The organism is Nocardia pneumoniae NBRC 100136 (assembly GCF_000308755.1).
Taxonomy (GTDB): Bacteria; Actinomycetota; Actinomycetes; order Mycobacteriales; family Mycobacteriaceae; genus Nocardia; species Nocardia pneumoniae.
In genome coordinates this window covers 1-26,099 of sequence record NZ_BAGF01000025.1, presented here as the reverse complement: position 1 = coordinate 26,099, position 26,099 = coordinate 1, and the positions used below count along the sequence as shown (strand labels likewise).

The following is a 26,099-nucleotide window of genomic DNA, read 5'->3' as shown; positions in this document are numbered from 1 at the left end:
CTGGTCCGCCGCCTGTCGATGCGCAGAGTGTTGTTCCCGGCATTGGGAATAGATCCGCCCCGGGCGAAACGCCCGGGGCGGATACTGGCTCACTCCTCGTCGGGCTTGTCGAGGATCACCACGGTGTCGCCGGTGTGGCGCTGCGGCCGCTCGGCCAGGACCGGGAACTGCCCGGTGACGCCCTCGCGGGTCGCCGCGATCTGCAGCACCCGCTTGCGGGCGAGGAACCAGCCGCCGACCAGTGCGGGAATCATGATGACGACCATGGCGATCACGGCTCCGCGCTGCACGTGGTCATCGCTGAAGGCCATCAGGCCGACCACGGTCACCAGGAAGACCAGCGTCGCGAAGCTGGTGTAGGGCGTGCCGATCAGCCGGAAGGACGGGCGCTCCGCCCGGCCGGTGCGCGACCAGCGCCACAGCTGCAGCTGGCAGACCACGATGGCGGCCCACGCGAAGATGGTGCCCAGCGCCGACATGTTCAGCACGATCTCGAACGCCTGCTCCGGCACCACCGCGTTCAGGCCGACGCCGATGAGCGCGACCGCGCCGGTGGCGAGGATGCCGACGTAGGGTACGCCGCCGCGGGACATCCGCGCCGCGATGGTGGGCGCGCTGCCGTTCATCGACATCGAGCGCAGGATGCGGCCGGTCGAGTAGAGGCCGGCGTTCAGGCTGGAGAACGCGGCGGTCAGCACGACCAGGTTCATCACCGAACCGGCGCCATCGATACCGAGCTTCGAAAAGAAAGTGACGAAGGGGCTCTCACCGTTCTTGAAGGCGGTGTAGGGCAGCAGCAGAGCGAGCAGCACCAGCGAACCGACGTAGAACAGCGCGATCCGGGCGATCACGGAGTTGATCGCGCGCGGCATGATCTTCTCCGGGTTCTCCGCCTCACCGGCCGCCGTGCCGACCAGCTCCACCGCGGCGTAGGCGAAGACGACGCCGGTGGTCACCAGGACCAGCGGCAGCAGGCCGCTGGGGAACAGCCCGCCGTTGTCGGTGATGACACTGGGGCCGGTGACCTGACCGTCGACTTTGAAGCGGCCCGCGAGGAACACCGTGCCGACGATCAGGAAGGTGACCAGCGCGACGACCTTGATCAGCGCGGCCCAGAACTCGAGCTCGCCGAACCACTTCACCGAGATGAGGTTGATGGCCACCACGACCGCGAGGGAGACCAGGGCGATCAGCCACTGCGGTATCGCTTCGAACGCTCCCCAGTAATGGACATAGGTCGCGATGGCGGTGATGTCTACGATCCCGGTCATGCACCAGTGGAAGAAGTACATCCACCCGACCGCGAAGGCCAGTTTCTCGCCGTAGAACTCACGCGCGTAGGAGACGAACGATCCGGAGGAGGGGCGATGCAGCACCAGCTCACCGAGCGCCCGCAGGATGAAGAACACGAATACGCCGCAGATGGCGTAGACGAGGAACAGGCCCGGGCCCGCGCTGGCCAGTCGCCCGCCCGCACCCAGGAACAACCCGGTGCCGATCGCGCCACCGATCGCGATCATCTGCAGCTGACGGGGGCGCAGGGCCTTGTGATATCCCTCGTCCTCCTCATGCAGCGCGGCAGCGGGTGCGGGCGCCTCCGCGGGAGGTCGAACTGTGGTCATGGCGATGGCCTTTCAGGTGACGGCGATCATAACTTCGCTCAATGTACCGTTATATAGCGGTACGTTCAATAGCGACTCGCCACTTGTAACATGCTGGACATCAACGACTTTGAAAAAAGGGCGTTCGAGCAGCAGTGATCGCAAAGTGTAATCATTGAACGAGCCACTGGATATCGGTACGCTCGCAGTGGGAATGCAGTAGAGGGAGCGCAGATGGCGTGGTTCGAGCGGGAGTTCATCGCGGTCCCCGAGGAGCGCAAGAACCAATTGGTCTACAAGTGGCCGGATGTCAACATCCGCCGCTACAGCCGCGCGATCGTCAACGCCGACGAGATCGCCCTGTTCGTCCAGTCCGGGCGGGTGATCGCCGCGATGGGCCCCGGCCGGCACCGCATCGACGCCACCGAGCTCCCGGTGCTCGGCGCCCTCGTCGACACGGTCACCGGCGGCAATTTCTATCGCGCCGAGCTGTACTTCGTCTCCACGAGGGAGTTTCCGGGGATCCGGTTCGGTGGTCGGCTGGCCGACATCCTCGACCCGGTCAGTGAGCAGGTGGTGACCCTGCGCGTGTTCGGCGAGTTCGCCCTCACCGTCCGCGATCCCGCCGAGCTGCTCACCCAGCTGGCGGGCACCGCCGACCTCACCGACCAGCAGCGGGTGCAGAGCTGGTGCGCCGATCTGCTGCTCAAGTCCATGAAAATTGCCGTGACACAAGGCATCTCGCGCGGCGACTGGCAGGTGCTCGGGCTCTCGGCGCAGTTGCAGCCGATCGAGACCGCGGTGCTGCGCCAGACGAACACGGCGCTCTACGAATACGGCCTCCGCATCCCCCGGATCGGCAACTTCGACATCTCACTGGCTCCCGAAGACGCCGAGCGGCTGAAGCGCCTGGCCAAGGACGTCAAGTACATTCGCCTGACCGGCGATTTCCAGCGCTACGCCGCGGGCGAACTCGCGCTGGGCGCGAGCCAGGGTTTCGCGCACGGTCACCACCACGGCGCCGACGGCGGATTCCTCGGCGCCGCGCTGAGTTTGAACGCCATCGGCCAGCAGGTCGGCACCCATCCCGCCACACCGCAGCTTCCGCCCGCGGCTCCCGCGGCGGGACAGGTGTCCTGCGCCGCCTGTGATACCGCGAACCCGACCGGCGCGAAGTTCTGTATGAACTGCGGTGCGCGCTTGGCGCCGCAGCCGCGGCACTGTCCCAGTTGCGGCGCGGAATCGCCCGCTACGGCCAAGTTCTGCGGTTCCTGCGGAACGCCGATGCCCGGAGGCTGACGCCGAGCGCGCCAGCCTGGCGGGCATCGTCCGGATGGATCAGCCTGCGGCCGTCGGTGCGACGGCGGTCGACTCACCGCCGCTCACCATGCCGCGGACCTGCCGCGCCGCCACCGAGAGAGCGGCCAGGTCGTGGGTCTCGGCGGCGAAGATCTGCGCCAGCGACGCACGGGCCCGGGCCAGCCGCGACCGGTTGGTCGACTCCCAGTACGCGATCTTCTCGGCGGTGCTGTCCTGCGGTTCGCTCGCGGTCAGCACGTCCAGGGTGAGCGAGCGCAGCGAATCGTAGAGATCCTCGCGCACCGCCAGCCGGGCCAGCGCCCGCCAGCGCCCGCCGCGCTCCAGCTTGCCCACCGCGGTCAGCAGGCGCTCGATCTGGAAGTGCTCGTTCAGCGCGTAGTACAGCACCGCGACCTCCGCCGGATCGCGGTCGGCGATGTCGGCCAGGTCGATCACATCCAACAGCGGGAAGCGGTGGATCAGCCCGAAGGCCTCCTCGGCCAGCTCACGCGGCGCGCCACGGGAGATGGACCGCCGCGAACGCTCGGCGAGATCGTCGGTGAGATACCCGGTCAGCCAGGCGGGCACCTGGCCGGCCAACGCACGCACCCCGTCCCGGTACCTGGCAATGTCGGCGCCGATCGCGATCGGCTGCGGCCGGTTGGACAGCAGCCACCGCGACGCCCGGTCGAGCGTGCGCTTGGTCTCCAGCTCCAGTTCGTTGCGCGCCGCCGTGGACATCGGCGTCTGCCTGATCCGCTCCCACAGCGTGTGCAGATCGAAGATCTCGACCGCCGCCTTGTACGCGCGCACCGCGTCGTCGGTGGTGGCCCCGGCCTCCTCGGCGAGACGGAAGGCGTAGGTGATGCCGCCGTAGTCGACCATCTCGTTGACCACGACGGTGGCCACGATCTCGCGCCGCAGCGGGTGCCTGCCGATCGCGGCGGCGAACCGCTCGCGCAGCGGCGCGGGGAAGTAGGCGGGCAGCACCGACGCGAACGCGGCACTGTCGAGCAGGTCGCCGGCGAGCAGGTCGGCCTTGAGCGACAGCTTCACGTGCGCCATCAGATTGGCCAGCTCGGGCGAAGTGAGCCCGGTGCCTTCGGCGGCGCGGCGGGCCAGCTCGGCATCCGTCGGCAACGCCTCCAGCTCGCGGTCCAGGCCGCGGCGCTGCTCGAGGTCGTTGATCAGCCTGGCGTGCACGCCGGACATGCCCGCCGCGTCGGCCCGTGACATCCCCAGCCGGAAGTTCTGCGAGATGTTGTCCCGCAGCACGAGTTCGGAGACCTCGTCGGTCATCGAGGCCAGCAGCGGGTTGCGCTCCGCGACCGGGAGCTCGCCACTGGAGACGACGGCGTCGAGCAGGATCTTGATGTTCACCTCGTGGTCGGAGCAGTCCACGCCCGCGGAGTTGTCCAGCGCGTCGGTGTTCATCCGTCCGCCGTTGCGGCAGAACTCGATGCGGCCGAGCGCGGTCGCACCCAGGTTCCCGCCCTCGCCGATTACTTTTACCCGCAGTTCGTCGGCGTTGACGCGGACCGCGTCGTTGGACTTGTCGCCCACCTCGGCATTGGTCTCGGTGCTGGCCTTGATGTAGGTGCCGATGCCACCGTTCCACAGCAGGTCGACCGGCGCGAGCAGGATGGCCTTGATCATCTCCGGCGGCGACAAGGTGGTCACGTGTGCGGGCAGGTCGAGTGCCGCACGCACCTCCGGTGTCACCGGAATCGCCTTGGCGGAGCGATCGTAGACGCCACCGCCGGAGCTGATCAGCGACCGGTCGTAGTCGGCCCACGAGGAACGCGGCAGGGCGAACATCCGCTGCCGCTCCTGGAACGAGCGCGCCGCGTCGGGAATCGGGTCGAGGAAGATGTGGCGGTGGTCGAACGCGGCCACCAACCGGATGTGCTCCGACAACAACATGCCGTTGCCGAACACATCACCACTCATGTCACCGACACCCACAACAGTGAAATCCTGCGTCTGGGTATCGATCTCCATCTCACGGAAGTGCCGCTTGACACTCTCCCACGCACCCTTGGCCGTAATCCCCATCGCCTTGTGGTCATAACCCGCCGACCCACCAGAGGCGAACGCATCACCCAGCCAGAACCCGTAGCTCTGAGCCACCTCATTGGCGATATCCGAAAACGTCGCCGTCCCCTTGTCCGCGGCCACCACCAAATACGTGTCGTCACCATCGCGGCGCACCACCCGAGCAGGCGGCAACACCTCACCGGTCGCCCGATCCACATTGTCGGTGATATCCAGCAAACCGGAGATGAAGGTGCGGTAGCAGGCAACACCCTCCGCACCAAGCGACTGCCGATCCGCCACCGGATCGCCAGTCGCCGCGGGCGGTTGTTTGACCACGAACCCGCCCTTGGCACCGACCGGCACGATCACCGCGTTCTTCACCGCCTGCGCCTTCACCAAACCCAGAATCTCGGTCCGGAAATCCTCCAACCGATCCGACCACCGCAAACCACCACGCGCGACCGAGCCGAAGCGCAGGTGCACGCCCTCCACTCGCGGCGAATAGACGAAGATCTCGAACTGCGGACGCGGCTTGGGCAGTTCGGCGATCGCGTGCGGGTTCAGCTTGACCGACAGGTAGTCCAGCGGATCACCCGCCTCGTCATGCCGGTAGTAGTTGGTCCGCAGCGTCGCCTCGATCAAGCCGAACAGGGCGCGCAGAATCCGGTCGGTGTCCAGGCTGACCACGGCGTCGATCTCGGACTGCACCCGTTCGGCGATCTCGGCGGCCCGGTCGGCGGTCTGATCGTCGACCCTATCCGGATCGAAGTACGCGGCGAACAGTTCGGTGCACGAGCGGGCGGTGGCCGGGTGGGTGAGCAGCACGCGGGTGATGTTGCCGAAGGTGTAGGCGAATCCGGCTTGCTGCAAGTACTTCGCGTAGGCGCGCAGCAGCGCCACCTGACGCCAGTGCAGACCAGCGCGCAGGATCAGCTCATTGAGGCCGTCGACCTCGGCGCGACCGAACCACATCGCGGTCACCGCGTCCGGGAAACGCCGTCGCACACTGGTTTCCGGCAGCGACGCGACATCGACCGACTGCCCGAGCTGCGCGGGCGGCTCGCTGTCGAGCGCGTCCCGCAGCGGCGCGGCCGTCACGCGCAGCCCGAAGTCGTAGATCCAGCGGTCCGGCCGGTCCGGCACCGTGATGCGGTAGGGCCGCTCGTCGACCACTTCCACACCGAGACTGTGCAGCACCGGCAGCACCCGGCTCAGCGAGACGCCCTCGCCCGCCACGTACAGCGTGAATCGCCACTCCGCGGAGGCGGATTCGCCGTGCCGGTAGAGATTGGTGTCGATCTCGCCGTCGGCCAGCCGCTCCAGCCTGCGCAGATCGGTGAGCGCACGCGCGGGCTCGTGCTCCTGCTGGTAGCTCGCCGGGAAGGCGGCGGCGTAGTCGCCGACGAGCGCCTGCGGTACATCCGAGGCTCCCGCGGCCTCGGCGACCAGGCGGTCGCTCCAGGTCCACGTGGTGGCCAGCAGCAGCTCCTGGATCCGCTCGCGGTTGTCCTCGGAGATGTCGCCCGGTTCGGCGCCCGGCTTGCGGTGCACCGTGAAATACACGACGGCCAGCTCGGATTCGGTGGCTCGCGCGGAATAGGCGATCTGCTCGGCGTCGAACTCCGCACGCAGGATGTCGCCCATGCGCACACGGACCTCGGTGGAGTAGCGGTCCCGCGGCATGTACACCAGGCAGTAGATGGTGTCGCTGCGCGCGTCGCGCCGGAGGAACAACCGCACTTGGCGCCGCAGGCCGAGATTCATGACGGCGGAGACGGTTTCGAAGAGCCTGCGCGCGTCGGTGGAGAACAGCTCCACCCGCGGGAACGACTGCATCATCTCCAGCATCGCCTGCCCGGAGAACGAGTTGAGGTCGAAACCGGCCCAGTCGATGACCTGCAGCACCCGCCGCGAGATGACCGGGATGTCCAGGATGTTCTCGTGCAGGCCCGCGACGGTGAAGGTGCCGACGAAGACGTGCTCGCCCTTCACCATGGCGACGGTGTCACCCCAGGCCGCGCGCCCGCTCGGATCGCCGGAGCCGTAGTCGGCGACGCTGATGAAGTACAGATCCCGCGACCCGGGCAGCAGCGAGTCCACCGAGCCGTTGGCCATGCGCAGGACCGTCCGCTTCGCGCCGACCACCGGCACGCTGATATCCGCGGCGGCGCCGCCGGCGAGCACGCCCAGTCCGGTGCCGGGCAGCTGCCACGGCTCGAAGTCGGCGTTCGCGGTCGGCGCGGAACGGCGGAAGTGGTAGTAGCCGTAGCCGAGCGGGGTGAAGTGCCCGTCGGACAGCCAGCGCAGCAGATTCGCGGTCTGCGGGATCTCGGCGTCGCCTGCCCACTGCGCGGCCTGATCGAGCTGGTCGGCGACAGTGGTCAGCACCTCGACCATGGTCGGCGTGTCGTCGGCGACCTGGCGCAGGTCAGCCAGCAGGGGCGGCAGCGCGCGCTCGATCCGGTCCACCAGCTCGTCGGACAGGCCCGCGCCCAGCTGCACGTGAATCCACGACTCGCGCAATGTCTGTCCGTCGGCCTCGGCGGAGGGTTCGGCCTCGACGTCGCGGGGCGCGATGGAAAGCACCCTGCCCTCGGCGTCCCGGGACACGTCGAACACCGGGTGCACGACCTCGGTGATCGTCGCACCGAGCCGCCGCAGCGCGGCGGTGACCGAGTCGACCAGCAGCGGCATGTCGTCGTTGACGATCTGGATCGCGGCGCCGAGCCCGGCGTTGTCATCCGGGCGGTAGACCCGGGTGGTCGCCGAACCGGGCGCGCGGGTGGCCGCCAGGCCGAGGTGTTGGCGGAAGATCCGCTCGGCGCGATCCGTGATCGCCGAGGCCGAGGGCCCCGGCTGGATCCACCGGAAGTAGGCCGCCTCTAGATCGGTCGGATCATCGTGGAACCGCTTCGGTGAAATCGTCTGCTGGGTGGTTGCCACCATCGATCCGTTGCCTTCCCGAGAACTGCGCTCGTACGTGTGTCGTACTTCAAATAACGTACCGCTGGATAACGGCACAATCAACAGTGTAACAATAATTTTCCGTAGCAGATACGGGTTACGGCGTCCGGATCAGGGCGTTTCTTCGGCCGGACGAGGCGGACGGTGCCGTGTCAGCGGACCAGTCCCGCCCGCGAGACAAAGGTCCGGGCGGCCGTCTGACCGGCGAATGTCCCTGTCTCCAACCGGAAACCGGCCCGGGTGTCCGCGTACCAGACGGTTGCCGAGGGGCTGATCGCCACATAGACGGGCCCGTCGACGAGCACGACCGCGCGGGCGTTGCGCCAGCGGGACATGGTGTCCGACAGCTGATCCGGCTGGACCAGCTCGGAATAGAAGGTCAGATCCCTACCACCGGCGATACCGCCGAAGAGCATCGGGTTGTCGGCCGCGATGACGCACTTCTCGCCGCGCCCGGTGTTGTCCAGCGGCTGACACGATGCCGCGGACCGCAGCAGACCCGGCATGGCTTGTGCCTGTGTGTCGCCGCTCGGAACCACGGGAAAAGGCATCGAGCAGGAGCGGACACCGAAGACGGCGGCAACGATCATGACCACGATCGCGATTCCGACGGCACGCCACTGCCAGAGCGGATACGTCTTGCCGACGATCTTCTTGGTCTCGGCGACCGCTTTCTCCGCCTCCGCGCCGACCTTCTCGGCAACCTCGGCCACCTGGGTGGGCAGCTTGCGCTCGACGACGGACTTGTCCCCCGACGACCGCAGCGGCGCACCGCAGTGCGCGCACCGGGAATTGGCACCGGTGTTGCGATGCCCGCAGTACTCGCAGACCAGCTCGCGCAGCGTGGACACCTCAGCGCCCCGTGACCACGATCGAGGAGATGGCGGTGGTGTTGATCGAAGGACCGCCTTTGGATTCCAGCACAGTCAGCACGATCTTCGACGCGCTCACGGTGGGCTCGATCTTGGTCACCACCAAGGTGCGCTGATCGAGGGTCGGCTGGGTGTAGACGGTCTTGTTGCCGTCGTCGAACTGGTACGAAACCCGGCTCACGGTGCGGTATTTCGACCACTGATCGATACCGTCCGCACTGATGTTGTCCCAGCCGGGCACGATGCCGATCGAGTCGATCTGGTAGGTCTTGCCCAGGTCGATGGTGATCACCTGGCCGTCGACCTTGTAGGCGCGCACGCACGACCACGCCTTGCCCGATTGCCCGGAGAAGGCGTCCATCGCCGAGGTGCTGCCCGGCGGGCATTTCGACTCCGCGGACTTCACCTGGATGATCGAGCCCGCCGCCGGAGCGGCCGACGTCGTCGGCGCCGCTGAGGTCGGCGGCGGCGTGACGACCAGCAGCTGGTTCTGCGCCGTGTTCTTCGAGTCGCCGCCACCGGTGGTCACCAGCAGCAGCACCAGAAGCACCGCGACCACCGCGGCGACAATCAACGCCACCCGCGGTTTGCGCAGCTGAACCAGCGCGTCCTTGGCCACCTGTTGCGCAGGCGCGAGCCGGTTGGACTGGGTGGCCGCAGGACGTTCTGGTTCTGGTTCCGGTTCCGGCGTGTTCGAGCGCGCCGCGGCCGCGGAGTAGTCGCTCGCGAAATCCATTGCGGACGTCGTGTCCTGGGTCTGCCCGTTCAGCAGCGCGAGGATTCGCTCGCTGGCCCTCGGGCCGTCACCGCCGCGGCGCCGCGGCGCCACCGGCTCGGAGTCCGGATCGAGGTCGGGAAGCCCGAGCGACGCGGTGCCGAAGTCCGGACTGTCGCTGGGCGGCGCGGCCGAAGGCCCGAACGACGGATCGGACAGCAAAGCCTCCAGTACCGCGCCTCGATGACGGAGAAAAACGTCTCCCGCGTCCTCATCGGGCATGAACCGGATCGTATCCGGCGCGCCCAGCCCGCCGAGCTCCCGCTATTCCCGCTGGAGGGAACAGCCGAGAGGCCGGTTCAGCGCTTCTTCTCCTCGGTCACGAAGTACTCCGGCGGCACGTCGAAAACCCGCGCCAGCGCGATCACCAAGTCCAGCCGCGGGATCGCGTCACCGTGGATGAGCCGGTACAGACCGGACTGCGACACCGGCACGTCCGGGTAGGCCAACTCCAGGTGCTGCGCCAGCGAATAGAGCGTCAGCGAACGCGTCGATCCGTCCTCGGTGGACACGACGGACTCCGCGATCAGCTCCGACAACCGGCTGGAGAAGATCGCGGCGGCGGCCTGCCTGGGAGTCAGCGCGTCCCCGGCGTCCTGATGAGGGAGATCGCCGCCATCGGAATGGGTGTCCGCAACCACGGTGATAGACATTAACCGACCGCTCCCGTCAACTCACGCGACGGCCACCCGGTTGCGGAGGTGCAACCACGGGTGCAGAGGCCCGAGCGGCAGGCGCGGGCGGACCGTCGACAGTATCGAAATATCGTGTTTCGCCTCTCGGCTCGATGAGGTCGACCCGCACCGTGCGCATCGGAATGCTCACGTCCACCGCGGTCGCGCTGACCTGATTGATCGCGAGATCGACCGCACGCCTGCGCGGACCGCCGGGCTCGCTGATGGTGACCGTCGTCTGTGCGCTGGACGCCCGCGGTGGCAGGTGGTCGAAGACGGCGATCGTGGCGGGGCTGTCGGCCGCCGCGTCGTTCTGGGCTCTTGGTCCTCCGGCGTTCGGATCGGCCATCCGCATGGAGCGGGGGTCACCGACCGCGGTGACGAGCTGACGCCAGCTGTCCGGTCGCGCCGAATGGATCTCCACGTCCGCGCCGACCACCATCGCCCGCAAGATGATCTGCTGCGCGACCGGCAGCACCGCGTGCACGTCGATGGTGCGCCTGCGCGGGTTGTACCGGGCCGGGTCGAACAGCGGCAGCGCCAGAGTGTGCCGCGGCTGGCCGCTGATCGCACCCAGGATCTGTCCGTTCGGTCCGATCGCGATGGTCAGTTCGGCGACGAGGTCGGCGGGTGCGACGTCGGAGCCGGACTCGAAGCCGCGCAAGGCGCGAACCGAGTAGCCGGTGGGCAACGACGCCATCAGCGCCGTGGACTGGTCGCCGCGCAGAAGCCGCAGGTACTCCGGCGGGGAGGTGGTCAGGGCCGGACCGATGAACCGGACCAGCGCGCGCGGCCCGTCTGCGTCATCGGTCAGACTCACCACCAGCGTGGTGCGGCCGCGGTTCCAGGTCCAGCAATCGTCCAGGCCGACCCCATCCAAGCGGGACCAGTCGATCAGGAAGCTGGTCACGCAACGACCGGGTACCGACGACTCCAGGTTGCTCCAGGTCTCCCGCAGATCGGTCAGTTCGACACCGGCGTGCAGCAAGCGCGTCGCGTCCCGCAAGGCGTCGGCGGGCAGCGCGTGCGCGGCGATGCCGCGTTCGCGTAGCCGCCCCGCTATCCGATGCGCGGCGCTGGCCAGCGCCTTGGGCGCGACCACCGAGCATGGGCCGCGCTTGCTCAGCGCGGCCAAGTTGCGTTCCTGGTCGAGCCGGACCACCAGCCAGGTCAGCCGGTCGCCGACCACCGGGTGGGAGCCGATCAGCTGGTCGTAGAGCATGCTGTAACTGCCCGCGGAACGAACACGCTGCCCGGTGGTGACGATATCGATGTCGATCGAAATGCCGAACTGGTCCAGCATCGGATACAGGAGATCGACCGGAATGGTGTCCTCGGTGTAGAGCGTTCGCTCTCCGATGACGGTGGGCAGGTCCAGGTTCGGCGCGAGCTGGATCATCGCGATCAGCGTGTCGCCCGCCTCGTTGATGCCGCAAACACCTGCCGCGACTTGGACATCCCGGATTCGGGCCTGTCGCTCCCGTTCCCGCGCCCGTGTGGTCCGGCCGGATCGGTAGCCCATCCAGTCGAGCAGCCAGCGCGCGCCGGTGCGACCGTTCACCCGGACGGTCACCGTCGTGACCAGGACCGTGACGACCACCGCGCTGACCCACCAGGGTGTCTTGGCCGACAGACCGACCAGCAGCGGGCTGCCGACGACGACGAAGGCCGCGAAAGGACCGCGCTCGACGCCGCCGACCCGGACGCTCGGAAAGCTCACCGCCGCCTCCGCATCAGGGAGTTCGCGTGACTGCCCGCGAGGCCGAGCAGCATGGCGACGGCGATCACGACGGTCGCGGTGATCGCAGGCAGCGGATCCTTCGGGCGCGGCGGGGCGGGCATGGGCAGCTCCGAGGACCGGAACAGCCCGGCGGGCTGCTTCGGGGGCGTCCGGTAGCTCAGCGCGGCCAGGGGGTCGATCATGCCCGCGCCCACCGCGTTATCGATGCCGCGGGCGGGCGCGTGCGCGCTGGCCTGCAAACGGGCGGCGATCTCAGCCGGGGTCTCGTTGGGGAACCGCGAGCGCAACAGCGCGGCGACCCCGCTGACGTAGGCCGCGGCGAACGACGCGCCGCCCACCGGAACCAGCTTGTCGGGAGTGCCGACTCCGTTGATCAGACCGCCGCCGCCGGGACCGAGCGACTCGATGCCGGTTCCCGGCGCGGCCACCGAAACCCATGGCCCGTTCAGTGAATCCTGCATCGGCGCACCGGTCGCGGTGGTGAATCCGACGGTGAGCACGTCGGCGCCGAACCAGCCCGGCGTGGAGATGGTCTTCACGTCCCGCCAGTTGCGGGAGTCGGCGGGCCGGGTCGGATCGATGTCGGGATTCTGCGCGCAGTTGGCGGTGCCGGCGGTGTTGCCCGCGCCCGCGACGATGAGCGCCCCGCGAACGTGCACCGCATGGCCGATGGCCGCCGACAACATGGACTGGTCCACCTGCGCGTCCGCGGGCACACAGATCGGCAGTGACACCGTAATCACCCCGGCGCCTTGGTTCGCCGCGCGGGTGATCGCTCGCGCCATGGTGCGCAGGTCGATCGAAAGTTGCAGGTCGCGATCGGAACTCGGTCGTTCGAGGCTGAACGCGCCGGAACGAGTGCGAATGGAGATGATCCGCGCGTCTGGGGCGACACCGGCGAATCCGTCCGCGGGATCCGAGGCGGCGCCGATGATCCCGGCGACCAGCGTGCCGTGCGCATCGCAGTCGGAGAGACCGTCGCCACCCGCCGCCACGTAGTCGCCGCCGCCGATGAGGTTGGGCAGGCGCGGATGGGGAGTCACACCGGTATCGATCACGGCGACGGTGACGCCCGCGCCCCGGCTCAGCGCCCGAGCGCGGCGCAGATCCAGCGCGAGTTCCGGTGGCGGCACCCGAGACACGTCGCTGTCCGGCAGCAGACCCGCCGCCAAACAGCCCTTGTCCTGCTTCGTCGGGAGTTCGGGCCCTGGCGGATCATCCGCGGGCGGCGAACCCACCACGACCTGCGGTGGTTCCAACGCGATGGCGGGCGCGGCCGGGACGGCCAGCAGCACTCCGGCCAGAACCGCCACAGCGGCGCTGCCGACCTTCATCAGATCCCTCGCATCGCGGTGTAGACGCCCATGATCCAGAAGGCGATCACCGGAACCACCAGGATGAGCGCGTACTCCACCAGGTCGATGACCCGCCGGGTCACCGGGGAGAGTCGCTTGCCGGGCAACCGGATCGCCGCGACGCAGGCCGCGATGGCCGCGAGGACCACCACCAATCCGACCACCAGACGCGCGACCGGGGTTTCATACGCGCCGACCAAGACAAAACCCACGCCGCACACGGTCACGGCGGAGGCGGTGATCAAGGCGATCGCTTGCACCCGGTCCGGATGCCAGCGTGAGCGCATCGCCAGCAAGCCCGCGATCGCGGCGGCCATGACGATCTCGCGGATGCCGCCGGGGCTGACCGCGGCCGAGATCACCGCGGAGACCGCGAGCACGGTGGAGATCGAGGCGATCAGGCCGCGCAGGCTGGTCACCGCCAGCCGGGCGCGACTCTCGATGCCCACCTCGGTGCTCTGGCGCTGCCGTTCGTTTTCTTCGGTGTGCTCGTCACCGTCACGCACCGTCTCGGCGTCGAAGATGTCGGTCAGCGTCGTCGGGGAGACCTCGTTGCCCGGGTCGGGCAGATCCGGCGGCCGGATACGCGCGATCACCACGGCGATTCGCGGCGCCATGGTCAGCAGCACGATGCCGACGAACGCGGCGCCACCGGCGACCTGACCCACGGACAGATCCACGTAGGTCAGCGGCAGAGCCGCGGCGGTCAGGGCGACGCCGAGCACCGTCACCGCCATCAGCGTCGCGATGCCGAGTCCGCTCAACCGCATCATGGTGGCGGCGGCCACCGCGGCGACCACCGCTCCGGCCGCGAGGTTCGCCGCGGCGAACGGCCCTGGCTGGCCGTAGGCGGGCGGCACCAGCATCGCGCCGCCCGCGAACAGCAGCGGCGTGGCCGCCAGCGACAAGCCGAGGCAGATCTTGGCCGGAGCGTCGCGGCGGCGCGCGATCGCCGCTCCGGCCCAGCACAGCGCGCCGAGCAGCAAGGCGGGCAGCCCGCACCACGCGACCGAACCGGTCATGGTCCACGACCAGGACAGCATCGCGGCCACCGCGGACGCACCGATGCCCAGCGCGGTGAGACCGACGATCACCGCGGTGTTCGCGTCGAATTCGGCGAACTCACGCTCGTTGATCAAGGCGAGCGCGTCGGTGATGTCCTCGACCACCGGCGTGAACACTTCCGCCGACTCGACGACCGACAGCATCAACACGGTGCCGTCGGTGACGTCGTGGTCGGCGAGGCTGCGCCAGCGCGGCATCGGCGGCTCACCGGGGCGGGCCAGGCTCCACTGGCCCTGCGGCGGGGTGAAGTCCACGCTCTCGTCATCGATCGCCGAGGCCAGCACCACCAGCAGATCGTCGATGAACGTCTCGATGGTGAACTTGGTCGGCACCACCACGTCGACCTGGTAGGAAGCGACCATCACGGCGATCCTGGCCCGTGCGACCTCCGCCGACGACTGCGTCCCGGCGGGCGCGGGCGCGACGGCAGTGCTCATCGCCACGCTCCATGATCACCGGAGTTGTCGGCGCCACCGGCGAGGTATCCGGGGAATCCGTCGGCCAGCCAGGCGGCCAGTTCCTCGAACGCGAGCACGGTGTCCTTCTCCAGCAATCGGAGGTCGATCTCGCCGCCTTCGGCCAGGTGCGCGTCGTAGGGCAGCACGCGGGTCGGACGCTGCGCGGTCGCGAACAGCTTCTCGATCGCGTCCACGTCGACGGTCGGTTTCAGCGGCTGGTGATGCACGATCCCGACAATCGACTTGGCGATCAGATGCTGCAAGCCGTGCGAGCTCAGCCAGTTCAGGGTGGCCACCGCCCCGGTCACGCCGCCGACGGTGGCCGGGGTCACCACCACGACGGCGTCACTGGTCTGCAACACCGACGCGGTCGCCGAATCGAGCACACCGGTCCCGCAGTCGACCAGCAGCAGGTTGAAGTGACGGCGCAAAACCTCTACCGCGGTGCGGTATTCCTGGCCGGAGAGCGCCTCGGTGGCCTCGGTCGTCCACGGCGAGGCGATCACGGCGAGGTCGGCCGAGTTGATCGAGGTGAACGACTGCACCGCGGAGAACGCGTCCAGGTTCTGCGACTGCGCCAGGTCGCGCAAGGTCAGCCCGTATGGATGCCTGGCGGTACGGGTCGCCAAGTCGCCGAAGTCCGGGTTCGCGTCGATCGCGACCACCCGGTCCGGGCGCAGGCTGGCGAACGTCGAGCCGAGCGTGGCCGCGGTGGTGGTGCGGCCGACGCCGCCCTTCACGCTCACCACCGCGATCTGATAGGTCGTAGTCAGCTGTCGGCGAATGCGGTTGCGGCGATCCTCGGCTCGCTGCTCCGCAGGCGAAAGCCCAAGATTGAAGCCGACTTTGTTGAGCGCACCGCGAACGCCGGACTGCGAGCGCAGCTGCGCGCGCTTGGCGGCGGAGATGTCGGCGAGCAGCTCGATCGAGCTCAGCGCGGCGGGCAGCACCTCGATCCGCGGCGTCGAGTCATAGGCGGAGCTGTCGACGCGGTCGGGAACCCACGGTGTCGCCGATCCGGACGACCAATCCTGATTCGCGGACGCGGGTTCGTTCCGTGCGAGCGCCTGGGATGGCTCGGCTGCCTGCTCGGTCTGGTACTGCTCGGCGGCCTGCTGCTGTGCCGAATGTTGCTGGACCGCCTGCTGTTGCCCTCCAGCCGGTGGCGGGGCGGCGTAGTCGCGCTGCGGATTTGCCTGCGGCGGTCGAACACTTGCCTGCGGCGGCTGGGCCCTGCCCTGCGACGACTCCGCACTTGCTTGTGGGGTTTGAGGATTCACCTGCGGCGGAGGCACACTCGCGCCGGGCAGCGGCGGACTCGCCACGGGCGGCGGAGCTACCACGCCCTGGGAACGGTGGTCGGGCTCCGCCTGCGGCTCGCGCGGCGGCCCGACAATGGGGTCGACGTGACTGAACGTGTCGGCATCCTGGCGTGTCTCGGCGGCGGGCCCTTGTGCCACGGCCGCGTCGGCCAGCTCGCCGGACGGTGCGAAGAACGCGTCGTAGCCGCCGCGCGCCCGCGCGGCATCGGCCGAATGACCGTTTCTGCTCGGTGCTCGGTTCATTTCCGTCGTCCTCTCCACAACCACGGTCCGACGTTCAGTTCAGTCTGCTGGTGTCGAACCAACTTCGGCCGGGCAGCAGGTCGATCAGCGCCCCGATGCCCGACCGCAAGGCCGCATCGTCGCCGGGCGCATATCTGGCCCACTTCCGTCCATCCATCGCGACGCTCGGAGTCACGATGAACCGCCCTGACAGGGTATCCACCACGTTCACGCAGACTTCCGGCTGCGCAGAGCTACCGTCGTGGTGCTCGATCACCACCACCTCGGCCCGCCGGACCACCTCGTCCAGCACCCGGCTCAGCACTGCGGCGGTATGCGGTTCAGCACCGAGTTCCACCAAGGCACGCCGCCGTTCGTCCTGATCGTCGGGGACCTCGCCGAATTGCTCGGCTGTCGCGGCGATCGGATCGAACCGCAGCACCGGCGCCGGACCGAGCGCGGCCGCGACGGCGGCCGACAAGGTGTCGAGCTCGTTGTCCTGCTGGAAGACCGACTGGATGACGACATGATCGTCGGAGCGCACCGCGAGCACATGGGTCTCGCCCGTGCGCACCAGCGACAGCCGCAGCATCCCCTTCGGCTCGCCGTCCAGGCCGGTGTCCACGATCCGGACAGCCAGCTCCACATCCGGCCGGTACAGACACTGAAGCCAATGCTCGACCACCGGGTGCACGCGACCGTCCTGGAGCACGCCCACCTCGGTGAGCTGCGCGGCGACTACAGCATGCACCCGATCTCGATCCTCGATGCGGTAGATATTCGGCAGTAGGGCCAATACCAGCGGATAGGAGTCGATGCCGACCAGATGTTGTAACAGCAGGGCGGCATCGACATTCAGCTCGATTACGACTGGATCGTCTTCCACACCTTCACCGAATGCATTGTGATCCTCTCCCTCAACTGGATACTTGGTCTCGGCGCGCTTCACCGGGGACGTTCCGCCGCGGCGAGCACCGCCTCGTCTTCGATTCGCTCGATGACGCCGACCGCCAGTGCCGGTTCCAACACCGCCTCGTCCGGGCCATCACGATCCTCGTACTCGATCACCCCGATGACCGGGGGTTGCTCGAGTACCGGAACATCCTGCGGTTCGCCCGGTACGAACACCTTCGACGGCTTCTCTTCGTCGTCGCGGCGTCGCCGCATGCGCGCCTTGGGTGCGACGGCACCGCGCGGCGGGCCCTTCCGCGCCGGCGGCCCGGCCGCTGCTTGTTGCGGCAAGGCGCCGAATGCCCGTCCCGCCCCCGGATTCCAGTTGGCGGGCATCCGGAAACCGGTCGCAGCGCCCGGCATCGATCCGAGGCCGCCGCGGACCATATTCAGCGCGACGAGACTTCCCACCCCACCATTCAATGCCGCCAGCGTCGGGGAGTTCTGCGACGTGCCGTAGAACCAGGAATCATTCGCGGTTCCGTCGCCTATGCCATTCGCTCCCGAATCAGCGGACAACGGACTGGGATCCATCTCCGGCGCCAATTGCTCGGGATTGGTGGCGGGGTTCGTCGGATCCGCGGGCTGTGTCGGATCGGTCGGTTGGGTCGGATCGGTAGGCGTCTTATCGCCGCCCCCGCCGTTGTCGGATCCAGTCGACCCATCGCCCGTCGACGATGTGGAGGATGTCGACGTTTGGGTAGGACCGGTGCCGGTGTTGTCGGTCGGCCCGTCGTATACCGGGGTGTCATAGGGCGCGTAATCCATGCCCGGATCTCCGCCAGCCGCAACGGGCGGCGCCTCGACCGGCGGTGGGAGCGCGGCCAGTGTGGGCACCAGCGCCCCAGCGTAACCGAGCATTACACCGATGGCGGCCACTCTGATCGCGGCCAACTCGGCCTCGGCCGCCAGGATCATCGGGCCGCTCAACGTGCCCATGCCGCCGAGGGCGGCGATACCCTCTCGCACCCGGACCTCGGCACATTTGGCGGCCAGCGCCCCCATGGCGCCCTGCGCCGAGGAGTAGATGTCGGCCGCTCGATCCAGCAGCGCGGCGGTCTGCGCAGCCACCGTAGCCTGCTCACGCAACCATGCCGCATGCTTATGGAACGCTGCCTGCGCCTGGTCGGACGTGAGCGCCCGGAACTGCCCGCCCATCTCGACCATCGAGCGATCGGTGTTGGCCGCGGCGATATTCAACTGCGTGGCCATCGCCGCATAAGCCTTCGCGGTCAATCGCGTGGTCGCGCCACCGTCCCCGGCGAGCAACGGGTAGATAATTGCCTCCGGCGCCAACGCGCCGAATACGACAGCAAGCATCTCATCAGCTTTCGCTCAGGCTATCCGCGCCTACTCGCCGAATGCCGCTGATCTGCTGCCTACATGGGCGCCACCGTGCACGTCGCCATCAGTGAAGGCGACAGCCACCTTTGGTAGCTCGACCGCACCATCGATTCCCAGCCCGACTCCGTTTGCGGTGCAGGGGAAGAACGCCCCCGCTTGCTTGCCGCACGCGGCCGGAATCAGTTTGCTCACGTCATCTTGCCCCGGCGGAAGCGGGACAGCGGCAGGAGCGGCCGCGCCGAGCATCAGCATCAGGTCCTCCGCGCTGACACCGAGCTGGGAAGCGATAACCGGGAGATGCTCCTGAGCAACAGCGAGGTACATGGAAGTCTCCTAACGACTGGTACCCACTCTTGGGAAGTAGTACATCACGAACGCTAAGACATTCCCAGCTATGGGAATGCCGATCAGAAATGGGCCTCGACGAGGGATTACTCGGCTGCGGCACCTAGGTCAGCTGGGTCAGATCCCTGCGGGAGCGCACGACCGGCAAATGCAAGCTGTCGCCCTCGACGAAGCCCGCGCGACGAGCTCATCGAGGACGACAGCGTCTACCGGGGCCGGATCGGCCGCCATGTCACGCCGAACACTCGGCCGACTCCGGAATCGTGGCTGGAACCACGAATTACATGATCCCGCCGGTGCCGATCTGCTCGAACCGCATGGACTGACCCAAGTCGACCGCGCGGAACATGCCGTCGATGCCGGAGACTGTCGAGGTGGCTGCCTTCAGATCGCTGAGGGCCGCGTTGTATTCGTCGATCAGTGTCTGGATGCGCGTTTGCAGAGTGGCATTCGAGCTACCCGCGTCACCTTGGAAGTTCTCGGCGAGCAGCTTGGCCAGCGCAGCCCGCTCCCCCGCGTCGACCGTCATATCGGTGAGCGCCTGGCCGGTGCGGATGACCAGGCCGTCAACGGCATTGTAATTGTTTACCAGAGCCATTATTCAAAACCTTTCCCAATAGTTTTCGGTCACAGACCAGGGAATCAGAAATTGAGGTTGTATTTGTTGACCTGCGAGGCACCTTCTTGATCCTGGCTGTCGAAACCCGCGCCAGCAGTATTCAGCGCGTCAACGATTTCCATGAAGACGTTGTGCAGCTTTCCGCCCTTGTCGAGGGCCGCCTGCATCGCGTTCTGGATAGCGGTGCCGGTCTGCCCCTGCACCGCCGGGGCATACTCCAACTTGATGCCCTCGAGGATGCCCATATGGTTCTTGAACGTGTCGGCGTGCATGTAGAATTTCTTGGCTGTGGCGGTGATCTCCGCAGGGTCGCCGGTGTAGCCAATGGCCATATCCGTTTCCTATCTATGAAGCGTTTACCTTGCCTCGGTCGGGTTCGCCGAGGACGTTGACAACGTGTGCGTCGGAATGTCGGTATGCGCGTCTTGCGCGTTGACGTACTCGATCACACCGATAACGGGGGGTTTCTCCAGAACCGGCACCTCCTGAGGTTCTCCGCCTGCTGCACGTTGCTGGCCGGGTGTCCCTGGCCGGTGGTGGCCATCGACGAAGTCCGACTGTCGGTGCCGTCCGCCGCCGACAGTCCATCGGCGATAACCGCCGATGACCAGCTCCTTGTCGCCGTCGCGCCCACGATGGATGGCAGGCGATCTGGACAGACAGCGGTGGGGAGTACCATGGTGAGACTCCAATCGAGCTTTGATCACCGACTCGGATCGAGTGGTATCTAAGGAAAACGGTAATTCATTCCCAATCTTGGGAGGCGCGCCGGAGATCAAAGCTGCTGCGGCACCCAGGCCACTTGGACGAGATCTTTGCGAGAGCTCATCGGCTCCACCAAGAAACCGCGTCCCGGAGGCTGTTTCGTCGGCCGCACGTCACCGATCAGCACACCGTCGAGCTTCGAGCCGTCCATGATCAGACCCGAGGAGTTGAGGTTCTTCATCTGGCCGATCACGTTGTCGTACAGCGCCGTGTCCGCCTGGGCGATGTTGCGCGCCGCGATCACATGCAAACCGGTATCGCGGCCGTCGACGATGATCTCCTTCAGCGGCTCCAGCGGGTTCAGCGCGCCACGCTGCACGACCATGTGATAGTCGTCGATCACCACGAACACCTCGGGGCCGCTCCACCAGGACCTCTCCGCAAGCTGCCGAGTGGTCACGTTCTCGGGCGGGCGCCTGGAGCTCATCTTCTGCACCAGCGCCGGCAGTGCGTCGCGCGCGTCCCGCTCGCTGGTCACGTGGCCGATCAGCATCTCGTCCGGCACGGCCCCCAAATGCCGTCGGCGGTAATCGATCAGCAGGACACGCGCTTGCGAAGCGTCGTACTGGAGTCGAATGGATTCCAATAGCGCGGCCAACGTCGTGGACTTCCCGGATCCCGACGAGCCCAGCACGATGAAATGTGTCGATACACCGAAGTCTATTGCCGCTGGACTGAGATCGGATTCCCGGATACCGAACGGCACGACGAGTCGCTGGGCGAGCGTCTGCGGCGCGGGCAGTCCCCTTCTGACCTCGTCGAGGCCGACTTGCGGTGGGAGCAGTTTCACTTGCGGCGCGCGCCGGCCGGGATAGCGCTGCGCGACTTCGCTGATCGCGGCGGCCAAACCCTCCGCGGCCGAATCCGCCTCGCCTACACCATCGATGCGAGGCAACGCCGTCAACATATGCAGGCCATCTGTGGAGATGCAACGGCCAGGTCGATTGGCGGGTATCGCCGCCACCACGGCGCGGTGCACGTTGAACACCGTGTCGGCCAGGTCGCCCAGACGCATCTCGACGCGGGTTTGCAGCAGATCCTTGATCGCGGGCCGCATGGCCATCCAGCGTGAACTGGTGAGCACCAAGTGAATGCCATAGTTCAGCCCCTGGAGGGCGATCGATTCCATCACCGCGGAGTATTCGTCGTAGTACGGGCTGTTCACACCGAACCCGATGTCCCAGCCATCGATGACCAGGAAGACATCGCCATAGGGGTCGCGATCCAACCATGGCGGCCGCTCGCCTGGAGCATTTCGCAACGTGCGGAACTTCCGGGTGCTGTCGATTCCGAATTCGACGAACAGCGATTGGCGGCTCTCGAGCAGATTCGTGATCAACGCGATAGTGCGCCGAATACGGTCGCCATCGCGGGCCGCCGCGACCGATCCCACGTGGGGAAGGTTCGCCAGAGCCGACAACCCGCCACCGGAGAAATCGAGGCAGTAGAACTGGACCTGCTCCGGGGTATGCGTCAGTGCGGCTGACAGGATGAATGTCTGCAGCGCGGTCGATTTGCCGGACTGCGTGCCACCGACGATGGCCATGTGTCCACCGGCGCCGGACATATCGACCGACCACACGTCCTGACGCTGTTGACGAGGCTTGTCGACCAGCGCCAACGGCATCTGCAACGCCCCCTGCGGCACTGCTCGAACCATCCGATCGAGTGTCGGGGGTACGACCAGCGGCGGCAGCCACATGCGGTGGGCCGGCTGGCCGTGCCGGGCCAGCTGCTGCAACACCGCTTCCATCACGGTGATCGACTCTCCGTCGGCGGTCTCGGGGGTGTTGTCGACCACCACCGGCTCGACCACGGGAGGTCGAGTGTCGACGATGTGAGCCGCCGTGAACCGCTGCGGCGGCCGGTATCCGCCACCCGGCCGTCTGGCGCGTTGCGCGGAGGCCGCCGAGATCTGTGCGGGCGGCGAATACCGTTCGCCCACATAGGCGGCCTGGAACCGCTGCAGGTCACCGGAGCCGACCCGCAGGTAACCCGATCCGGGCTTCTTCGGCAGGTGGTAGGCGTCGGCCGTGCCGATCGCGTCGCGCGAGTCGCTGGTCTGGTTGGTGCGCAGCGCGATTCGATAGGAAAGGTGCGCTTCCAACTCACCCATCCGGTTGGCCGGCACCTTCTGCGACGCGAGCAGCAAGTGAATGCGCAGTGATCGGCCCAGTCGGCCGATGGCCACGAACAGTTTCGAGAAGTTCGGGTACTGCTCGAGCAGTTCGGCGAACTCGTCGAGAATGATCAGCAGGGTCGGCAGTGGTCGCAGGTCCGCGCCCTGCTCCCTGGCTCGCTCGTAGTCGGCGACACTGGCGAAATTGCCCGCGTCGCGCAGAATGCGTTGCCGCCGCGCCATTTCGCCGTTGATCACGTCTTCCATACGGGTGACCAGGTCGGCTTCTTCCTCCATGTTCGTCACCACGGCGGTCACGTGGGACAACCGGTCGAATCCGAGGAAGGTCGCGCCACCCTTGAAGTCGACGAGCAGAAGGTTCAAGACGTCCGGCGAATGCGTCGCGACGGCCGAGAGCACCAGGGTCCGCAGGAATTCCGACTTGCCCGATCCCGTGGCGCCGATGCACATGCCGTGCGGACCCATGCCCTCTTCGGCCGATTCCTTGATGTCGAGATAGACGACACCGCCCGCCGGATCGTGGCCGAAGGGGATGTTCAACCGCGCCCTATCCTCGTCGCGGCGCCGAACCCAGGCCTGCTCCACGCGGATGGCGCCGGGATCGGCGATGCCGACCATCTCCTCCCAGGACGTTCCGCCGCTGGCCTGTTCGGCGGCCACCGCCTCAACCACGGTGGACAACCGGTAGGGCGAGATGTTGCGCGCCATCGCCGTCATCGCGGCCACCGACAGCGTGTCGGCGACGGCGACGCGGCGCAGCCCGCGGGGGGTCACCTCGTTCAGCGAGCGGTCCTCGGACACGGTGAAGCGCAGGGCGCGCGGCAGGTTCTGCTCCGTGGCACCCAGCCGCAACCACGTGCAGCCGTCGATGCCGGAGATATCGCGGTCGCTTGCCGGTCCCCCGACGTCCACGATCAGCAGATAGTGCGTGCGGTCCAAGGTGGGCTGCGAATTCGCCGAGAACGGACCGCGATTGAGCCCCGCCAGCACCTTGGTGCGCAGCTCGGCGACGGTGCGGTAGACCATCCGGCTGGAACCGATCGCGTCGGTGTCACTCGGATGCTGAGTGTGCGGAAGCCATTTCAGCCAGGACCATTCCGGCGCGTCCGGATTCGACAGCACCGCGGCGACCGCCACCTGATCCGGTCCATGCAGCACCACCACCTCGGCGATCATCGCGCGGATCAGTCCGGCCACCAGCTGCGCGTCGCCGTCGATGCCGACCTGCGGCGCGGACAGCAGATTGATCGCGACCGGCATGCCGCCGACCGTGGAATACGCCTTGGCGAAGCGGGTCAGCTCGACGACGCCGACCGGATCCAGATCGGAGGTGGGTGCGGCCTCGGGGACGATGACGCGCACCTGGTTGGCGATGCGGCCCCGGCCGACCCGCACGCGCAGGAACTGCGGACTGGCGACCTGCACCTCCCACATGCGCTTGCCGCCGATCAACCGGGCGATCTCGTCCGGGCCAGGGTGGGTGTAACGCAGGAAGGCATGCAACTCGGCTTCGGCCCCGTGCACCGTCTTGCGGTTGTCGGTGATGCTACGCAAGTAGTCCTTGCGTTCCTCGTTGAGACTCGCCGCGCCGCCGGAGCCATTGCCCGAGAACGAGCTGCCCATCATGCCGAACATCGACACCAGCATCATGACCGGAAACATCAGCATCATCGGGTTCATGGCACCGCCGCCACGGAACATCATGACCATCATCCCGGACATGGCCGCCACCATCACCACGGGCATGATCATGCGCAGCCGCGACGGCGGGACCGGCTTGGGCAGCTCGGTCGGCGGCTGCAGCCGTAATTCGGTCACGGCGGGCGCTTTGGGACCGCGCACCATCCGGGCGGGTCGCACGAATCGGCGGGTGCTGGTCACTACGGACCACCCAGCCCGGCGACGATCTTGTTGCCCGGAATCCCGTCGTGCTGAATGCGAGCCTCGTTCTGGGACAAGGCCGGACCGACCGCGAACAGCGAGATGATGCTCCACGGGGCCGGGACCGGCGTGCGCAGCGCGAGCGCGGTCAGGGTGGGGTCGCTGGACCCGCCTTTCGAGGCGGTTATCACGCCGTAGCGAACTCCGCTGTCGGATACCCAGTACAGCGACTCCCGCAGCGGTGATCCCGGTTCGGTGCCGGTCACCTGCACGAAACGGCCGGTATCACGGGGCAGGTACGCCGCGTCCGCGGTAGTACCGCGCGAGGCGGCCGAGGTCACCAGATCGACGGCACGGCCCTGCTCCTCCCTGGTCAGCGGCAGTTGTCTGCCCACCAGCAATTCGGTGGCCGCGTTCGGGTCGTTCGCGGCGCGCGACCAGCGATAGCAGGTCACGCCGGAACGTTCCGGGTCCACCAGGCGAATGGGGCGGGTCGGGTAGGTCGCGGTGCCCGGCCACTGGCCGGGGCGGAGGTTGGCCGCGATCACGTCCGGGCCGACGGTGCGCGTGGACACCGCGCCTTGCGAGTCCGCATTGCGCACCATCGCCGCCAGTACCGCGCTGACCCGGACCAGACCCGATTGGGAGACAAGGTAGTACGAGGCGCCCTGATCCGGAGTCGACACGGTCAGCACGGATCCGACCGGCGTGGTGAGTCCGGAGTTCAAGGTGATCGATTCACCCTTGCCGGGCACCTCGGGCACGCGCAGCGGCGGCACCTCGGGGATCGCGTTGATCAGTCCCTTGGAGACGGCCATCACCGGCGCAGTCGAATCGATGCCGAGTGCCAGGGCGACCGCGGTGTTCGCGAGATCGATCGCCGCGCGCACCACACCTTTCTCGGCGTCGCCGTAGATCAGCCAGGTAGTGGTGTCGTCGCGAAGCAACCTGGCCTCGCCATCGCCGAGCGGGCGGATGGCGTCACCGTCCACGGTCAGCGGACCGCCGATCGCGGTGGTTCGCACGGCGGAGCGGCTGACCGTCGGCAGACCGGTCGCGGGGTTGACCGGCGCGGCGGCGCCGGTTCTCGCCGTGTCGCACACCGTCCAGGTCGAATCCCTTTCGTCGGTGTCGACGATGCTGCCGGGCGCGCCGGGAATGCCGACCCACGGCCCACGCGGATACTTCGACAACTCGTCCTTGGAAACCTGTACCGGCTTGTCGGGAGAACCGACGATCAGCCGGGCCGACGTGAGGTTCAGCGCCGGAAACAGCCGGCCGCCGAGGCGAACGAACAACGCGCCGGTGTCCTTCTCCGCCACGATGTTCGAATCACCGACCTTCTTGGCGGGTTTGAAGAACGCCAGCACGGCGGCACCCGCGATGATCACGCAGGCCAGCGCGATGCCGATGGACAGGGCGGTGGAACGGCCGCGCTGCGGGTCGTCGATCATCGAGGCGTCCCGGCGGACCAGTGCGTGTTCGATCCGCCGCAGCAGAAAGCGCCAACCAGATATCTGGTGCTTGGTCACAACCCGGAAGCGCGCCACGGGTTTTCATTCCTTCCGCCGACCTGCAATGCCACCCTAACGACCGGTAACAATGCGAATACGAACCCTATCCCCAGCGTCGGGAATAGCGAGTCCGGTTCCCGCCCGAAGCCGCCGAT

General features: G+C 67.5%; 17 protein-coding genes. 1 reads left to right on the top strand and 16 read right to left on the bottom strand.

Features of this window, described 5'->3' with window-relative positions; translation table 11 throughout:
- Positions 1 to 89: 89 nt before the first annotated feature.
- Positions 90 to 1,622, bottom strand: coding sequence for an amino acid permease (locus tag ON34_RS06640; protein WP_040775656.1), 1,533 nt, complete (start codon positions 1,620 to 1,622; stop codon positions 90 to 92).
- A gap of 213 nt (positions 1,623 to 1,835) precedes the next feature.
- Between ON34_RS06640 and ON34_RS06635 the strand changes: the two genes are divergently transcribed.
- Positions 1,836 to 2,900: an SPFH domain-containing protein gene (locus ON34_RS06635; RefSeq protein WP_040775653.1), complete on the top strand. Its 1,065-nt coding sequence runs from the start codon at positions 1,836 to 1,838 to the stop codon at positions 2,898 to 2,900.
- Positions 2,901 to 2,939: 39 nt separating this feature from the next.
- Here ON34_RS06635 and ON34_RS06630 read toward each other — a convergent pair whose 3' ends face one another.
- The 15 genes from ON34_RS06630 to eccB all read right to left on the bottom strand — a co-directional run bounded on the left by ON34_RS06630 (position 2,940) and on the right by eccB (position 25,980).
- Positions 2,940 to 7,883 carry an NAD-glutamate dehydrogenase gene (locus tag ON34_RS06630; RefSeq protein ID WP_051022209.1) on the bottom strand — a complete coding sequence of 1,648 codons (4,944 nt, stop codon included), beginning with the start codon at positions 7,881 to 7,883 and terminating at the stop codon, positions 2,940 to 2,942.
- Positions 7,884 to 8,053: 170 nt separating this feature from the next.
- Positions 8,054 to 8,752, bottom strand: a complete 699-nt coding sequence (locus tag ON34_RS06625) for a hypothetical protein (RefSeq protein WP_040775649.1) — start codon at positions 8,750 to 8,752, stop codon at positions 8,054 to 8,056.
- 1 nt (position 8,753) lies between these two features.
- On the bottom strand, positions 8,754 to 9,770 hold the full coding sequence (locus ON34_RS06620) for a discoidin domain-containing protein (protein ID WP_157172193.1): 1,017 nt from the start codon (positions 9,768 to 9,770) through the stop codon (positions 8,754 to 8,756).
- A gap of 77 nt (positions 9,771 to 9,847) precedes the next feature.
- Positions 9,848 to 10,201 carry a helix-turn-helix domain-containing protein gene (locus tag ON34_RS06615; RefSeq protein WP_040775643.1) on the bottom strand — a complete coding sequence of 118 codons (354 nt, stop codon included), beginning with the start codon at positions 10,199 to 10,201 and terminating at the stop codon, positions 9,848 to 9,850.
- Between the two features lie 16 nt (positions 10,202 to 10,217).
- On the bottom strand, positions 10,218 to 11,942 hold the full coding sequence (gene eccE / locus ON34_RS06610; protein ID WP_040775640.1) for a type VII secretion protein EccE: 1,725 nt from the start codon (positions 11,940 to 11,942) through the stop codon (positions 10,218 to 10,220).
- Positions 11,939 to 13,297: a type VII secretion-associated serine protease mycosin gene (gene mycP, locus ON34_RS06605; protein ID WP_040775638.1), complete on the bottom strand. Its 1,359-nt coding sequence runs from the start codon at positions 13,295 to 13,297 to the stop codon at positions 11,939 to 11,941. The genes eccE and mycP overlap by 4 nt, the downstream gene beginning before the upstream one ends.
- Positions 13,297 to 14,820 (bottom strand): type VII secretion integral membrane protein EccD, encoded by a 1,524-nt coding sequence (gene eccD / locus ON34_RS06600; protein ID WP_040775751.1) that lies wholly within the window; start codon positions 14,818 to 14,820, stop codon positions 13,297 to 13,299. Before eccD ends, mycP begins: the two co-directional genes overlap by 1 nt.
- Entirely contained in the window at positions 14,817 to 16,406 is a 1,590-nt protein-coding gene (locus ON34_RS37405) for a MinD/ParA family ATP-binding protein (protein ID WP_040775636.1), read from the bottom strand. Before ON34_RS37405 ends, eccD begins: the two co-directional genes overlap by 4 nt.
- A 34-nt stretch (positions 16,407 to 16,440) precedes the next feature.
- Positions 16,441 to 17,271, bottom strand: a complete 831-nt coding sequence (locus ON34_RS06590) for an ESX secretion-associated protein EspG (protein ID WP_040775748.1) — start codon at positions 17,269 to 17,271, stop codon at positions 16,441 to 16,443.
- 59 nt (positions 17,272 to 17,330) lie between these two features.
- Positions 17,331 to 18,656 carry a PPE domain-containing protein gene (locus ON34_RS33370; RefSeq protein WP_051022208.1) on the bottom strand — a complete coding sequence of 442 codons (1,326 nt, stop codon included), beginning with the start codon at positions 18,654 to 18,656 and terminating at the stop codon, positions 17,331 to 17,333.
- 30 nt (positions 18,657 to 18,686) lie between these two features.
- Entirely contained in the window at positions 18,687 to 19,004 is a 318-nt protein-coding gene (locus ON34_RS06575) for a hypothetical protein (protein WP_040775627.1), read from the bottom strand.
- Positions 19,005 to 19,305: 301 nt separating this feature from the next.
- A complete protein-coding gene (locus ON34_RS06570; protein ID WP_040775624.1) occupies positions 19,306 to 19,623 on the bottom strand; it encodes a hypothetical protein in 318 nt (105 codons plus the stop codon).
- Positions 19,624 to 19,667: 44 nt separating this feature from the next.
- The gene (locus tag ON34_RS06565) at positions 19,668 to 19,976 is read right to left on the bottom strand and encodes a WXG100 family type VII secretion target (protein WP_040775621.1); all 309 of its coding nucleotides are present in this window, start codon (positions 19,974 to 19,976) and stop codon (positions 19,668 to 19,670) included.
- 443 nt (positions 19,977 to 20,419) lie between these two features.
- Positions 20,420 to 24,430 (bottom strand): type VII secretion protein EccCa, encoded by a 4,011-nt coding sequence (gene eccCa / locus ON34_RS06555; RefSeq protein WP_051022207.1) that lies wholly within the window; start codon positions 24,428 to 24,430, stop codon positions 20,420 to 20,422.
- Positions 24,430 to 25,980: a type VII secretion protein EccB gene (gene eccB / locus ON34_RS06550; RefSeq protein WP_040775616.1), complete on the bottom strand. Its 1,551-nt coding sequence runs from the start codon at positions 25,978 to 25,980 to the stop codon at positions 24,430 to 24,432. Before eccB ends, eccCa begins: the two co-directional genes overlap by 1 nt.
- Positions 25,981 to 26,099: the final 119 nt, after the last annotated feature.